This is a genomic window from Limnothrix sp. CMB-01, assembly GCF_055193175.1.
In genome coordinates this window covers 2,217,822-2,233,198 of the sequence record NZ_CM143720.1, presented here as the reverse complement: position 1 = coordinate 2,233,198, position 15,377 = coordinate 2,217,822, and the positions used below count along the sequence as shown (strand labels likewise).

Sequence of the window (15,377 nt, the reverse complement as noted above, 5' to 3'; positions counted from 1 at the left end):
GATGACCGGCGGCAGTCGTCGCGATGGGGGCGATGTTTTTAGAGTGATGGCGTGGCATTTGATCCCGGTTTGGGCAACGTCGATGCAACCTGCGATTCGGTTCAAGTTTCAGCAATGGCGGCTGTGGGCCGGGGGCCTCGGGGCCCTGGGCCTGTTGGGTACGATCGCCCTGGTGATCCCTCACCCAGCGCCTGCCCCCAAGGTGGATCTCGCCCAGGACACGGCCGTTGTGCGGCGGCAAGATTTGGTGGTGCAAGTCCAGGCCAATGGGGTGGTGCAGCCCCTGCGTAAGGTCAACTTGGCCCCCAAGGAGGCCGGCAAGGTGGCGGCCTTGTTTGTGCGCGAGGGCGATCGAGTGCAGCCTGGGCAAGTGGTGGCCCAAATGGACGGCGAACAACTGCAAGCGCAGGTCAAACAATCTCAAGCGGGCCTGGCGCGATCACAGGCGGAATTGCAACTGAAACTCGCGGGGAATCGCCCTGAAGACATCACCAAAGCCCAAGCCGAGGTGCAACGGCAGCAAGCCCAGTTGCAAGAGGCCGAAGGAAAGTGGCAATTAGCCACCCAAAAACTGCAGCGCCGCCAGCTTTTGGCCAGCGAAGGCGTACTGAGTCAAGACGCTTTGGATGAGACCTTAACCGAAGCCCGCAACGCCAGCGCCACCGTCGAGCAAGCCAGAGCCAGCTTGGCCACCGCCGAACAGGAATTCCATAAACAGCGCCAGGGATTTCGCGCCGAGGAAGTTGCCCAAGCCCGGGCCCAAGTCGCAGAAGCGCGATCGCAACTGCAAGTCGTGCGGATCCAGTTACAAAACACGCTGATTCGATCGCCCTTTGGAGGAGTCATCACCCGCCGATTTGCCGATGTGGGGGATTTTGTCGCGCCCACCACCACCGCATCCAGCAGTGATGGGGCCACCTCTGCCGCCATTGCCGAACTCTTCAGTGGTTTAGAAGTCGAAGCCAAAATTCCCGAAACCGCGATCGGCCAAATTCGCCAGGGCCAGGCCGTCGAAATTCGCAGCGACAGCTATCCCGATCGCACGTTTCAGGGGCGGGTCAAGCGCATTGCCCCCCGAGCTGTGCCAGAAAACAACGTCACCACCTTTCGCATCAAAGTTTCCCTGCAAACGGGCCTGGACATCTTAAAAGCCGGCATGAACGTCAAATTAGCGTTTTTGGGCCAGCCGATTCGGAATGCGCTGGTGATACCGCTCGCGGCCCTTGTCACCCAAAAGGACGGCCGCAAGGGCGTATGGCGGGTGGTGCCGAACCAGGAAGCACGCTTTCAAACCGTGGAAATCGGTGCAGAAAGTGGCAGCCAAGCCCAGGTGCGATCGGGCCTGCAAGCGGGCGATCGCATTTTGCTGAGTCCCCCGATCAATCAAGTGATTCCGGGTGTTGATAATCCCGAAGGAAGCGGCTTCTAATGAACCCTCTAGATACGCTCAACATGGCGATCGGCACCTTGGTCAGCCATCGAATGCGGAGCCTGCTGACCATGCTGGGCATCGTGATTGGCAATGCTTCAGTGGTGGCCACCGTGGGGCTGGGTGAAGGGGCCCAACATTTCACCGCAACTCAGGTGGAATCCTTGGGTGCAAACTCCCTGTACGTTTTTTTGAGTGAACAACAAAGCAAGGAACTGACCGGCGAAGTGCCGCGCTTGCTGCTGTCCGAAGCTGACTTGATTGCCGCCCAAGCACCGGCCGTCCAATGGGTGTCACCGACGATTTCGAGTTCCTTGGCGATCGGCCATCGCAGTCGCACCATGACGGCAACGGTGCAGGGAGTCACGCCCGACTTTCTCAAGGTGCGGAATATTCGCATGGCCCAGGGGATTTTTTGGGACGAGGCCGCCCAACGCCAGGATCGCAAGGTGGCGGTGTTGGGTGGGGAGCTGGCCCGGAAACTGTTCGATCGCAACAACCCGATCGGCCAAGAAATCCGAATTAACTATCAGAGCTTTCAGATCATTGGCATCATCCAAAGAAAAGGCGCATTTCTCGGTGTGAATCCCGATGCCAATGCCTTCATTCCAATCACAACCATGGCCCATCAAGTCGTAGGGCGACGAGTTCCCCAAGGACTGCTGATCGATGAAATTGAGATCACCGCCCGCGACCAAGCCCAAATTCGATCGGCTGCCTTCCAAGTCACGAATCTGTTGACACGCTTGCATGGCAAACAGGATTTCTCAGTGGTGGCGAATAAATCCATTCAGGATTTGTTAGGGCAAATTACCAGCGCGTTGGGGACAATGCTCACCTTAATTGCGGGGATTTCCTTGCTGGTGGGCGGCATTGGGATCATGAACATCATGCTGGTTTCCGTAGCCGAGCGCACTCAAGAAATTGGTCTCCGCAAGGCGATCGGCGCTCCCCCCCAGGCGATCTTGCAGCAGTTTTTAATTGAAGCCACGATCTTGGCCGTGGCCGGTGGCGTTGTGGGCATTTCCCTGGGCGCTGGCGGCATGGCCCTGATCGGCACCTTGACTCCTTTCAAGCCCACCGTCCCTGTACAGGCCATGGTGGTGGTCACGGTCATTTCTGGAAGCATTGGTCTGGTTTTTGGCGTGGTTCCAGCTCGTCAAGCGGCCCAGCTCGATCCGATTACGGCCTTGAAAACATCCTAGAAAAATACAGCTTTTACCTAACACAATGGGTACGCCAGATCGCAGATGCTATGAAGCAATTATTAGGTGGGCAGTGCCCACCCTACGGACTTCCCCCCTTCCTAAGGAGGGATTGAGGGGGGATCCTCGATCAACGGCAGATCGGAGCAACCATTCTGGGGTGGGCCCGACAGGCCACGATCCCCCCTGCCCCCCTTACCAAGGGGGGAAATTGGCAAGTTTGCTTATGCATCGTTATCCCAAATTGACATCGCTTTAAATCCCTTTGAAGCCCTTTGAATTATTCTCCAGTGGGAATTACTCACTGTATTTCAGGATGAAAGCTCTACGCAGCTACTTTGGTTCCTCTTTCTTTAAGTTACGGCCCATGATGCGCTATGCGGAATGGGTCTTGCTCTTAATGTATGGCTTGGCCTATGGCATTGATTGGTATTTTTATAAATTGCCGACCTTGCCCGATTTATTCAGCAAGGTTTTGGTGTTTGTTACCATCTTTTGGCTGCTAAGTTGGTTTTTTCCAATCAAGCAACCTCACTGGGTACGCTACACCTATATCGGACTGGAAATCTCGCTGGTTCTAGTGGCGCAACTGTTACTAGTCGATTTGCATTTGCTTTTATATTTGATCTTAATCAAAAGTTGTTTTTTGTTTAATCGAAAAACCATTGTCTATCTCGTGGCAGGATCAGGAATTAGTTACTTACTCTGTATCTGGTGGACGATTCCTGTTATTGAAAAATTGTTTATTGAAACCACCCGATCGCAACAGTGGGAGGAGATTTATAAACCACAGGCGATTATTTTATCGAGTTCGGTGGAATATATCAGCATCAGTGCGTTGGTGATGGTGATTGGCTTTTTGATCATGGCTGAGCGTCGCAGCCGCCAACGATCGGAAGCCCTGGCCCAAGCAATGGAAACCCTAGCGGCGGATTTGGAGCGATCGCGCATTGCCCGTGAAATTCACGACTCCTTGGGCCATTCGCTGACCACCCTTCGCCTACAACTCGAGTTAGTGCAAGTGATGCAAGGGCGCGATCGCGATCAGGCAGCTACCGCCCTCAACCATGCACAAACCTTAGCCAGTCAATGCTTAGAGGCGGTACACCAAGCGGTTCAAACCACCCGTGATCCCTCTTTTCAGCTCGATGTGGCCTTGCAGCGGTTAATCAATCAAATTCACAACACCCAATCCCTGGTGATTACCTCAAGACTGAACCTACCGGCGATCGATATCCAAACCAGCCATCAGGTTTATTGCATCATTCAAGAAGCCTTAACCAACGTGCAAAAACATGCGCGGGCTTCGAGGGTAGATTTGCTGAGTCACTACACAGCATCCACGCTCAATTTGGAAATTATGGACAATGGCCAAGGCTTTGATCCGGGCGCGGCCACAACTGGTTATGGATTGCGCGGCATACGAGAACGAGTGCAGCTTCTCGGCGGGCAGTTTGCGATCGCCAGCACACCGGGAACAGGCACCACCCTCCGCATCACAATTCCCCGATCATGGGGATTAACCCCTGAGGATTGAGCCGCTATGATTCGGCTGCTATTGGTTGATGATCAAGATCTCTTTCGGCAGGGCTTGGCCACGTTGCTAGCCCTAGAAACGGATCTCGAAATTGTGGGTCAAGCGGACAATGGCCAGACGGCGATCGCCCTGGCCGAGCAACAGCAACCCGACATTATTTTGATGGATATTGAAATGCCCATTTGTAATGGAATTCGGGCAACGCAGGAAATTCATCAGCGATTTCCTTGGATTCGCATTTTGGTGCTGACCACGTTCGATCGCGAGGATTATATTTGGCAATCACTCCAGGCAGGAGCTTTGGGCTATATCCTCAAAAACGCCCCTTCCAAACAAGTGGCCGATGCAATTCGCAGCGTCCACCATGGCTATAGTCAACTAGGCCCGACGATCGCCCCGAAAGTTTTCGCGCATTTAACCACCCATCCACCAACCACCCCGGCTGACCTGACCCAGCGTTTTAGCGATCGCGAATTGGCGGTGCTCAGGCTGCTGGGCGAGGGCAAAACCAATCAGGAAATCGCCCAGATTTTGTATTTAGCCCACGGCACTGTCAAAAACCACATCAGTCGCATTTTGAGTGAACTACAGGTGACCGATCGCACCCAAGCGGCCCTCTGGGCCCAACAGCACTACCGACGCTGAATACCTAGCCCCTTAGCCCGCCGACTGAGCGGGCCACGATCCACCGCTCATTGGCCTTTAGCGGGGGATTTCCGGCCAGGGCAGGGGGCGGCTGTCGTTGCTGAGGTCGGAAGCCTTGAGGGCCACGGGGCGACCCTTGAAGGCCACAAAGGTGGCCCGATCGCCCGTCCCCGATCGCCGCAATTGCTCGAATTTTTCCACCAGCGGCGAGTGACATTCGTAAATCGATGTAAAGCCACAGTGCTGCATCAGGTTAAACAGCGACGGGCGCGTTAACCAAAAGCTGTAGTCGTTGTCCAAAGAAGCCCAAAGAATTTTCAGGCGATCGTCCGTGGAAGCTTCCGGCGCGTGTTCCACATAGCGACAACCGGCCAGGGTCAACCCGGCGTAGTCGTGCTGCTCTTCGGCGGTGCGGCTGACGTGGGTATCGACGATCGCCAGCTTGGTGCAAACGGAGCCGATTTGCTCCATGAACCGAAACACGTCCGGCGCGTCCAGGTGGTAATAAATCCCCAAGCACAGAACCACATCAAACTGGCCGTAGCGCTCCACGGACAGGTTGCGCACGTCGTCGCAGTAAAAGTCGATGTTGCTCAGGCCCAGGCTTTCTTTCACAAAGCGCGCCTTGGCCAAATTGGCTTCGCGCCCTTCAATGCCCACCACCTGTGCGCCCTGCATGGCCAACTCCAGGCCATACATCCCCTCCAAACAAGCCAAATCCAGAATCCGCAACCCTTCCACAGAACCGCCGCACCAGTCCATGACAATTTGGGTCATGCGGCGCAGCTTTGGTTCCGAGGGGGTCGGGGTTGGGGCGATCGTGTAGCACCCGTCAGCAAGGCGCATGTTGTGGTTCGTCCAGTCACCAAACTCCGCAATGACTTGGGCTTTGGCGGCTTCAAGGGCGGCGATCGCGTCGGGGCTACTCACGGTCATGGACAAGACATAGCAACATCGCCCTCAGAATATCGGCATCGCGGCTAGGGGTTTGGTGCGCATGTGCCAACTTGGGCAGTTGCAACGGTTTTCCGTCGTCACATCCCAGGTCAGCGCGGTAAAATAGAGAGCGAGAGGCGAACGTCGGCTCCATGCCGTGTGTTTAGGTTTTACCTAGACCTAGCCTCTCTCATTTTTTCAGCCGTTAGCGGATTCCTATCGCTGTACCACTCTCCATAATCTTTATGGCGTTTATCGTCTAGATCCATAATCAGCCGATATTTAGGGGCAAGCGGTTTAAAAAATCGATCTTCTTCGCGCTCATAGAAGCGTTGCAGCGCCCACAAATAGTAATCAATAATTTGCAAGCCTGGACTCTGAGACGGGTATGTTGACTCGATTGAAATTAACCCGTTAGCGCTAATATTCCACCTGGATTCAAAGTTTTTGCGAGCTTGGTTAATTGCTTGTCCTAGTGCTTCTTCGCGGGCTTCTTTGCCGCGTCGTGCAATGGTGATGTTAATGAAATTCGCTTTGTGCAGTCGATCTTTAAATAGGCGCTTAATCAAGTCATCGTAAATCGAATTTTGTTGCAATTTTTTATTCAGGTTCTTGAAATTATCTTGCGCTCGTTGGGCAATTTCAATCTTGCTACGAATTGCAACATAGATTTTGACATCGAAGGACTGCATTAATTCAAAAACTTGCTCTCGAATTTCTGCATAGTCATCTTTTGCGTGAAAGGTGACTACTGTTTTTTGGGCTTGCGGTTGCATGGAGGGAATGTCTTTGTAGCGCGGATTATTTATTAATGCCAACCGCAAGCTCTCCAACTCCCTAGCAACGACTTCAGGGTCAGCAATCTGGGCAATGCCTACCATGAAAAACCGAGAAGCCCCTGGCTGACCAATGATCACTCGCCCTTTTTTATTAAAGAACGTTAAATCGCCTGCTTCATCAACAAAGTAGTGGTGTGTTTCCGAATCGATAGTCATGAAAAAAACGCTTGAAGATTGACTCACTTCAAAGAGCTTGGATGATGAAAAGCTCAATGACTAGCCATGTCTGATGTTACCAAGAAGCAGAAGTGTTGAATGACAGATTCAGGTTATAAAAAAGGGGTAAGAAGATGTAATTCTTACCCCAAACAATCAAAAAGTAATACACCAATGTTACGCTCATTCTCTCAAATCGTCAAACCTATTCTCAAAAGCTTACCTGAGCATGATTACCCAGTGCTCAGCAGTCGGAGATTTTTTGAGATCTGGTTGACTTTCATTCTTGATCAAGGTTTGATGAGCATGAGAGACCTATTTTTCAAGCTCAATCACACCGGTATCTCAGTAGACATATCAACGTTTTCCAAGGCTTGTAAAAACCGAGATAATCACCGATTCTGCCGCATCTACACTCAGCTAATCAGAACACTGAAACAGCGTCATCATCCCGATGCCATGATGCTAATGCCCATTGATTCCACCGTTGTGACTCTCACTAGCCGACTGTTTTGGCAACAGAGTTATCATCGAGTCAAACTCTTAGCAGGCTTCAATCAGCAACAAGGGTGGTCAAGCGAATGCCTGATCCATTTTGGTCAAGGGCATGATGCCAAATTTTCTGGCTACCTGCCGAGTATGATTCCTGAAAACGGGATTGGGATTATGGATCGGGGTTTTGCTGATTGGCATTTCATTGATGAGTTGAGTGAAATAGGAACTTATTTTGTGGTGCGAATCAAGAACAATATGAAAGTCAATCTGAATCATGACCGCTATCGAGTAGTCACCTTTTGCGATTTAGAAAGTCGATGTGAATTTCGTTTAGCAACGAATTTAGTAGACTTTTCAAATGAAGAGATTGGAGAACTATATCGAAAGCGCTGGCAGGTTGAGTTGCTATGGAAGTTCTTAAAGATGCATTTAAAATTAGATCAGCTCATTACGAAAAATCAAAATGGCGTAGCAATACAGATCTACATGGTCTTAATTGCTTATGCCATCTTGCAGTTAATAGAATTGCCGCAATTCTATAGTCAGACGCTACTAGATAAATTGCGATATTTGCAAGTTGTACTCGGTCGCTATGGCTCAATCAGTCATTGGAGCTATGATTTACTGCCAGAAACTCTTGTTGCCTAGAGTATGAAGTTTTGTGTTTAGATTCAACACTGCTGACCAAGAAGCTATATCTCAACATATTGATCGATCACGGTCGTTCTAGGCGATCGGGCTGGGGGCGGCGTAGTGCCAGGTATTTTCCTGTTGGATGGCGAGGCCGAACCATTCGAGGCGATCGAGATTTTCGCGAATAACTTGTCTGCGTTTATCGGTGATTTTGCCTTTGAATTGGGCGGCGATTTGCTCGATCGACCAGTTGCCGGGGTTGCTACGCAGCAGGTCGCGGATGGCGGCGAGTTGGGCCTTCGGTTGGGTGGGCCAGGGCTGTGGCTCGGCGGCGGGGGCGATCGGCGCGGGGCTGTCGATGAGGTTGGCGATCGCGGTTTGGGTGGTTTGGGTGGCGGGGGCTTGGTAGTCGGGCCGCAGCCAGCGAATGTGGCCGTTGCGTTCTTCGGCGGCGCGTTCGGCGTTGAGTTTCACCAGCCGTTCCAGGATTTGTTCATCGAGGCTGTTGGCGGGTTCCTCCGGTAGGGACGCACAGCCCTGCGCCCGTTCCCATTGGGGGATCAGGTCGTCCCAACCGTAGGCGCGGAAGACGGCGCGATCGAGGTCGTCGTGAATTTGTTTGAGGGTGGAGACGAGGGCGCGATCGTTCAGTTCGCGGTCTTTGTCGGTGAAGGGTTGACCGGCGCGGAGTTTTTCGAGCAGGTTATACATCCCGGTGATGGTGATGTCGGGGTGGTTGGCCTGCACGGTTTTGCGATGGGTATCGAGCCGATCGCCCAGTTCCCGAATTTCTTGTTTGAGGCGATCGTCTGGATCAGGAAACGGAAACGGATCAAAGCAAGTTGTTTTAACGTAGACCGGACGATCTTCCAGTCGCCCACCAACCGCCAAAGCCCAGCGAACATGAATAGCACTAGAAAGAATTCCTAAAGCGTAGGAATCTTCTAGGGCAACGATCAGAATCTTGTTGTCACAAATAATATCTCGATCAACAAAAGAAAAAATTCGATGCTTTGCAGTTTCGACCGTTACAACATATCGTCTCAGATTGCTCAAAGCCTGTCTGATTGTAATGTTCGATCGACGATATAGCCACCACTCCTTCTTGAGTTTTGGATCGTTATTTGCCTCTCTTGCTGGCTTGACATTATTCAAGAGCCATTCATAGGTACGTGGATATTTTGATTGCAGCTCTCCTTGGGACAGTCCAAATGCATCGATCACAACTAGGTTTCGAGATTTCCTGAGAAGGTCTCTGCCATTCACATACCTTTTAATTAAATCCGGTTCAATCAAGCTTCTTTGCGAGTCCCTCAGCAAGAACCCCTTTCCACCGAGCATAATGCCTCGGCTGGCAAGTCCTTCATTCGATTTAAGAGAAGCAATCTGTTCCAAGTCAGAATCATCACGCAGATTACTAAAAATCGCCTGAGTGTCTTTATATTCAATGACAACTTCTGAAAAGTCTCGGTCTGGCGATTCCGTTTCACTGACAACTGAACCCAAACTCTGAGTTGTCGGATTTAGCTGACAGGCAGTCATCGCAATGCGGACATCAGCACCATCATCAACCCAGGGATGATCAGGGATCACAAATTTTAATTGCAGATCTGGCGCTTTTTGAAATTGCTTTTCAAGGACACATCGTAATCTAGGTTGATTAATACTGTTGGTTGTAATTAAGCCAAACGTGCCTGTTTGATTTTTAATAGCAAGATCGGCTGCCTTGTGCCACCAATACATGACAAAATCAACTGTGTCGGGCACATCTGCATAGACTTGCCGAAGAGTTTCTGTATAGCCATCGCCCAGCTTTTCGCGCATTCTGGCATTGCCAATGAAAGGCGGATTAGAAACGATGTAATCGCTTTCTGGCCATTCAGAGGGACGTGCATTTCGATAGCGATAGATTATGACTTGATTCGTTAAATCAGGAACTTCCTGTCCTGTTACTGGGTGAGTCATCATCTGTCCACCCCAACGAGTCCGCACCTGCCCCGTTTTCAGGTCAATATCTGGCTCTACCCCGTCATAAGTCAACACCGCGTCGCGACATTCAATATTGTCAAACGCTCGTAAAACAGGCATGGATGGCTCTGCATTACCAAATCGCTTGAAATGCCACTGCAAATAGCCAATCCAAATCACCAATTCAGCAATTTCCTTTGCCCGAGGATTAATTTCAATCCCTAAAAATTGCGACGGATTCACCTGTTCTAAGACATTCAGTTGCACCTCTCCCGCCACATCCACCAGCCGCGTCAAAACCTCCTGCTCCAAACCCTTCAGCAAATCCAACGACACATACAAAAAATTCCCCGTTCCACAGGCCGGATCGAGAATCCGAATCGATCGCAACTGCTCCAAAAAACCCTGAATTTCCGCCACCGCCTTGGCCACCGCCGTCGCACTGCCATCCAACAGCCGCTTCACCTCCAGCTCGATCGCCTCCCACTGCGATCGTAACGGCTCCATCACCACCGGCCGCACCAACCGCTCCACATACGATCGCGGCGTGTAGTGCGCCCCCAACCGGCTGCGCTCCGCCTTGTCCAGCGCCCGTTCCAACAACGTGCCAAAAATCGCTGGCTCCACCTGGCTCCAATCCTTGGCCGCCGCCCCATACAAAATTTCGAGCTGTTCCTTGGGCAGGGCGATCGCCGTCGCATTCTCAAAAAAACTGCCGTTAAACTTCAGCACCTTCTCGAACCCGAAGGAGCCACCCCGATTCATCGTTTCCCACAGAGACTCGATTTCCGGTTGGAAGGTCGCCGGGTTGGGAATCCAGCGATCGCGCAGGGCCTTGGTGAACACCTCCCCCTTCAGCAGCGCCACATCCTCCGCAAACATCGTGAAAATGCAGCGCATCAAGAAACTCGCCGTCACCTGGGGATCGTGGCCCTGCTCCTCCAGCCAGCGCGACAGCTTCGCCAACTCCGCCGCCACTTCCCGCGTCACCCGCGCCCGCAGCTTTTCGGGGTTTAGCGCCTGCGGATCGGTGAAGATTTTGACAAAGCGATCGAACACCTCCGGCTGGGCCAAGTCCGCCAGGTTGACCGTTTCCCTCGCCCCATAGCCGCCATATTCGCCGCTGAACCCTTGCCAAATCTCGAAATGGGAGCCGATGTCACACACCATCAAAAATGGCGGCAACGATCCCAGCATTCGGTTGTAGGCGTAGGACTTCGCTTGGTTAAAGGCCTTTTGCAGGTTATCGCGATAGATCTTCGTGCCCCGTTTGCCATGGCCCTTGGCTGAAGAATCGCTGCCCTGTTTGGCTTCAATCAGGAAACAACCGGCCTTATAAAAATCCGCAAACCGCGTGGATTCGGCCCTATCGCTGTAGAACTTAATATCTTTATCGAAGCAGTAGGGATCGCCGGGAACCGTTCCCTTCGGCGGCGGCTCTTCGACCCCCAATGCGCGACACCAATCCCCAAAAAACGATTGATAATTCGCCCGTTCGTTGCCTTCCGAGCCTTGCCATTTTTTCAGGAATGCCGCAACGCGATCGCGATCGTCCGGGGTCATTGGGGAGTTAGGGCCGAAAATACCTATCGCTTATCTTACCGATCTGAACCGATCGCCTGGATTGCCAACCGTCACTCGCAACCGATGCCATCAGGCTGGCCCTTGAAAACCCGGAAGGGGCCCAGAAACCATGCGTGGTCTAGGCCCCTCCATTAGATGCGCGGGAAGTTGGGCAATGCTGAGGAACTTAGCTGGGGTCGGCAGGCGAAGGGGCAGCATTCGACTCACTGGCGGCTTCGCTGGCCGCTTTGGCTTCGGCGGCGGCGGCTTTTTCCAGGGCCCGTTGTTCGCGCTTGCGGCGTTCGGCCTCTAGCATGTCTTCGTAGGTGATCCGAGCCTGGGCGATTTTCTCCAGGTTGCCGCGATAGAGTTCCAGATCCTTTTGCAGCTTCTCGATCGGGAGGTTGAGGGTTGTCCCTAGGCGATCGATCCACGCTTTGATCTGCTCGGCATTGCCAGCCAGGTCAGAGGTGGTGGACTCCAGCAGGGTATATAGCCCAATCCCAAACAGGCGGCTGTATTTGAAGGGTTGACCATTGGCGAGCACATCGGCGGCTTCGCGCAAGGCCCCGCCACTGCCCTCGGCCCGGTTGAGCGCGGCGGCCAGGTCGTCGGCACTGGCAACCTTGGCCGCTTCCAACAGGCGATCGGCCCGGTGGCGATAGTCGTCCACGTTGCCGCTCACGGACTGACAGAGCGCGTTGAAGATGGAACCCAAGTCCCGATCGGGCTGGTAGCCTGCCATGAAGCGATCGAACGCCGTCACCACCCCGAGGGCATAGATGGACTCGAAGCGGAAATCGACGCTGACGGAGAGCAGGTGCATTTCCACCATCAATTCCTCAACCACTCGTCGGTAGATCGCGTTGATCGGCCGTTGGTGGAGCGAATAGAAGGTGCGTTTGGTTTCTGAAACGGTGCGGATTTCGTTCACGGGAGGCGCGTTCTATGGCGATCGGCTTGTCTATTTTCAGGCCGGGCCGGGCCTTTGCCAACGGGCAACCCTTTCGCGATCCCCGATGGCCTGTTGTCGTAACGCTGAATTGCTTTTGGATTGCTTTTGGATTGATCTTGGATTGATCCTGAACTGATCTTGAATTCGCCCAACATCCCTAGAGATGGCCCCTAGAGACGGCCCTTAAAGACGGTAGGTGAGCCAAGCCACCCGATCGGGTGTGGATTGGGTCAGGTCAGGCCGCGCCAGTCGCCAGGTTTGGCCGCGGGCTTGGCGTTGCAAGTAAACCGAAAAGGGCTGCGATCGGTGCTTTTGGGCCTTGGGTTGCGGTTGTCGGGAGGCGGGGGATCGATCGCCCTGGTTTTCCCGAGCATGGCTCGAATCTTGGCTCCCCGCTTGGCTCCAATCGTAAGTACCGCTCAGTTGCCAGCCGGGTTTGTCGTTGATGGTCACGGCCTGTTGGGTTTGGATGCGCAGGCGATCGATTCGTAATCCTGGTTCCGCCGCCAAGTCATCTAGGGTAATCACCGGGCGATCGGCCAACATTTGTGGATCAAGGTGGCGACCGGCGGCCAGCGGGGAATCGCCCAACTCTTGCAATAGATCGGTCTGGGTTTGCAGCAACTGCAACGCCACCGCCCGTTGCACCACGGCCGTTGGTGGCCCGTCCCAGGGCAGCATTCCGCAACCGCCCAAAAGCAAACTCAAGACCAAACTTAAGACCAAACTGAAACTCAAACTCAGAAATCCCGAGAGCAAGCCCCGTCCCCAGGGCGATCGCTCAGTGGTGGCGATCGGCCATCTTGGTTTGCGGGCCGCCGTTACGCGATCGGCGGTTTTTGTCCGGAATCCGCCGCCACAGAACGATGGGTAATCCATGGGATCAGCAAACCACACCCCGAGTCAGTTGTGCTACTATCAGTCCCAATTGGCTCCGACGCTTCGCAAGCTTTGTTTGCAATTCTTAATAATTTGCAATTAATTGCGGTTTTGTCCGATGGGCAAAGTACTTGTGCTCAACGCTTCTTATGAGCCGCTCAATATTACCAGTTGGCGGCGGGCAGTCGTTTTATTGCTAAAAGGCAAGGCGGAGCAAGTCGAGCATAATGGCCGAGTGGTTTACCGCAACATTCCGTTGCCCACCGTGATCCGTTTGCGTCATTACATCAAGGTTCCCTACAAAGAGATTCCCTTAACGCGGAAAAACATATTGCACCGAGATAGCCACTCCTGTCAATACTGTGGCTACACGGGCGATGATTTGACGCTGGATCACGTTGTCCCCCGATCGCGCGGGGGCGGTGAGCATTGGGAAAATATGGTCACGGCCTGTGTGCGCTGCAACATCCGCAAGGGCAATCGCACCCCCAAGGAAGCCAACATGCCTTTGCGCCAGCCGCCCCGCCGTCCCCACAGCAGTCTCTACTTTGAAGTGACGAAGCATGTGAAGAGCGGCGTACACCAGGAATGGCGCAAGTACGTGATTGGTCTCTAAAGCAGTCTGAGTTGACCCGATCGGTCGATGGCTGGAGACTGAACGGCTCGATCGGGGCCATTGGCGCTGGGTGAGGTCGGCTCGCCATCGTCAGCATCGGTGGCCAGCTCGGCGGTGGATGTCACTGCTGGGTTCTGGTCTGGGCTGGATTCTGGATCTGGGCAATCTGGATTGGCAGTCTGGGCCGTGGCTGGCTCCGGCAGATTCACCACGATGGCCGGACTGGCATAGCCCAAGAGATCTCGGGCGGCCTCGATCATGTCGTCGGCCAGGTTTTTTAAGTCCGATCGCTCTCCCAAATAGGCCTCTAGGGCTAACAGCGGATCAAGGGTGGTGGCATCCAAGTTGGGCAGGCGAGGGCGTGCCAGTTGGCTCATCAACTCCGCTTGCAGGCTGTAGGTGTGAGCGGCGGCTAGTCGATCGCGCACGGCCGCCAGCTCGATTTGGTGAAGCTGTTCTGCCCGCACACGATAGACCAACCGAACGACGGCCCCTTCAATGGCCGCCGGGTCGATCGCCCCGAGCAGTTCCGCCAACGGATTGTCGCAGTCAGCCAAATCCACCCGCAATGTCCGAAACGGTCGGGCCGGCAGGGGGCAAAATTCCCATTGTGTTTGGCGCTGTCCCCGCTCTCCTGGCTCGATCGTTACTAATACATAGCCCTTTTCTTCGTTTTCCTCGCTGAAGTCCACCCGCTCAATGCTGCCGGGATAGACCACCGGGGGCTGATTATTGGGGTTCAGGTTTTGGTGTTTGTGGACATGGCCCAGGGCCACATAGTCAAACTCGGGGCGCGTGATGGTGCTGAGGGGAATCGAGAAGCCTTTGCCCACGCCCAACATCCGCTCGGCTCCCAATTGCGCCCGATCGCTCATCAGGTGGGCCAACAAAATGGTGGGTTGGTCGGGATCGAGCTTCCGAATTTCCCCTTCCAGGGCCGCTTGGAGCCGATCGAGCAGCAGCGCCCCCACTTCCGCCAACGACAGGCCCTCCGTTTGCCGCTTGGTGAGCAGGGTCGATCGGGTTAACCAAGGCAAGGTCAGCACCTGCACTGGCCCCTGGCTGGTTTCCAGTCGATGCAGCGCCAACGTGTCTCCCACCACAAAGCCCGGAACCCCCAGCGTGCGGTAAATGCAAAGGCTAGCTCCTCCGCGGCCTTGGGCATGTTGGTCATGGTTTCCCACCAACAGCACCGTCGGAATTTGCGCATCAGCCAGCCGCCGAAACTGTTGTGCAAAGGCTTCTTGCACCATGGGCAGCGGCGTAGCATCGGGAAAGGCATCGCCCCCAAACAACACCAGATCCACCGGTTCCGAAATTGCCCGATCGATGCAACGCTCCAAGGCCGCCGTAAAGTCCAGCAGCCGAGTGTTTAAACCCGTTTGCGGATCAATGCGCCCATGGCTGAACCCGCTGCCCATGTGAATGTCGGACAGGTGCAGAATTTTGACCATGGTTCGTTGCTCCGTTGTTGAACAATCGCGGGAAGGAATTCTGCGGGCAAACTTCCGAAAAGTCAGA

The 15,377-nt window shown here is 53.8% G+C and carries 12 protein-coding genes; 6 read left to right on the top strand and 6 right to left on the bottom strand.

Annotated elements, in window-relative coordinates; all coding sequences use genetic code 11:
- Nucleotides 1-82 precede the first annotated feature (82 nt).
- From ACZA91_RS09455 to ACZA91_RS09440, 4 genes are all read left to right on the top strand, one after another.
- Nucleotides 83-1,429, top strand: a complete 1,347-nt coding sequence (locus ACZA91_RS09455) for an efflux RND transporter periplasmic adaptor subunit (RefSeq protein ID WP_463186296.1) — start codon at nt 83-85, stop codon at nt 1,427-1,429.
- Complete coding sequence (locus ACZA91_RS09450; RefSeq protein ID WP_463186294.1) at nt 1,429-2,634, top strand: ABC transporter permease; 1,206 nt, start codon at nt 1,429-1,431, stop codon at nt 2,632-2,634. Before ACZA91_RS09455 ends, ACZA91_RS09450 begins: the two co-directional genes overlap by 1 nt.
- 316 nt (nt 2,635-2,950) lie before the next feature.
- Nucleotides 2,951-4,171, top strand: a complete 1,221-nt coding sequence (locus ACZA91_RS09445; protein WP_463186292.1) for a sensor histidine kinase — start codon at nt 2,951-2,953, stop codon at nt 4,169-4,171.
- Between the two features lie 6 nt (nt 4,172-4,177).
- The gene (locus ACZA91_RS09440; protein WP_099531630.1) at nt 4,178-4,816 is read left to right on the top strand and encodes a response regulator transcription factor; all 639 of its coding nucleotides are present in this window, start codon (nt 4,178-4,180) and stop codon (nt 4,814-4,816) included.
- Between the two features lie 57 nt (nt 4,817-4,873).
- Here the strand turns inward: ACZA91_RS09440 and ACZA91_RS09435 are convergent, their stop codons facing one another.
- Both ACZA91_RS09435 and ACZA91_RS09430 read right to left on the bottom strand, forming a co-directional pair.
- On the bottom strand, nt 4,874-5,752 hold the full coding sequence (locus tag ACZA91_RS09435; RefSeq protein WP_190534254.1) for a class I SAM-dependent methyltransferase: 879 nt from the start codon (nt 5,750-5,752) through the stop codon (nt 4,874-4,876).
- Nucleotides 5,753-5,922: 170 nt separating this feature from the next.
- A complete protein-coding gene (locus ACZA91_RS09430) occupies nt 5,923-6,747 on the bottom strand; it encodes a DUF3800 domain-containing protein (protein ID WP_190534251.1) in 825 nt (274 codons plus the stop codon).
- A gap of 174 nt (nt 6,748-6,921) precedes the next feature.
- On the opposite strand from ACZA91_RS09430, the gene ACZA91_RS09425 reads away from it, so the two are divergent.
- Complete coding sequence (locus ACZA91_RS09425) at nt 6,922-7,890, top strand: transposase (protein WP_463186417.1); 969 nt, start codon at nt 6,922-6,924, stop codon at nt 7,888-7,890.
- Between the two features lie 78 nt (nt 7,891-7,968).
- Here the strand turns inward: ACZA91_RS09425 and ACZA91_RS09420 are convergent, their stop codons facing one another.
- The 3 genes from ACZA91_RS09420 to ACZA91_RS09410 all read right to left on the bottom strand — a co-directional run bounded on the left by ACZA91_RS09420 (nt 7,969) and on the right by ACZA91_RS09410 (nt 13,240).
- Entirely contained in the window at nt 7,969-11,406 is a 3,438-nt protein-coding gene (locus tag ACZA91_RS09420; RefSeq protein ID WP_190535411.1) for a class I SAM-dependent DNA methyltransferase, read from the bottom strand.
- A 187-nt stretch (nt 11,407-11,593) separates the two neighbouring features.
- Complete coding sequence (psb29, locus tag ACZA91_RS09415) at nt 11,594-12,340, bottom strand: photosystem II biogenesis protein Psp29 (protein ID WP_099531634.1); 747 nt, start codon at nt 12,338-12,340, stop codon at nt 11,594-11,596.
- Nucleotides 12,341-12,544: 204 nt separating this feature from the next.
- Nucleotides 12,545-13,240 carry a hypothetical protein gene (locus ACZA91_RS09410; RefSeq protein ID WP_463186288.1) on the bottom strand — a complete coding sequence of 232 codons (696 nt, stop codon included), beginning with the start codon at nt 13,238-13,240 and terminating at the stop codon, nt 12,545-12,547.
- Between the two features lie 118 nt (nt 13,241-13,358).
- Here ACZA91_RS09410 and ACZA91_RS09405 point away from each other — a divergent pair, with 118 nt between their 5' ends.
- Entirely contained in the window at nt 13,359-13,856 is a 498-nt protein-coding gene (locus ACZA91_RS09405; protein WP_099531636.1) for an HNH endonuclease, read from the top strand.
- Here ACZA91_RS09405 and sbcD read toward each other — a convergent pair.
- Nucleotides 13,853-15,310 (bottom strand): exonuclease subunit SbcD, encoded by a 1,458-nt coding sequence (sbcD, locus tag ACZA91_RS09400; protein ID WP_463186286.1) that lies wholly within the window; start codon nt 15,308-15,310, stop codon nt 13,853-13,855. The genes ACZA91_RS09405 and sbcD overlap by 4 nt on opposite strands.
- Between the last annotated feature and the right edge of the window lie 67 nt (nt 15,311-15,377).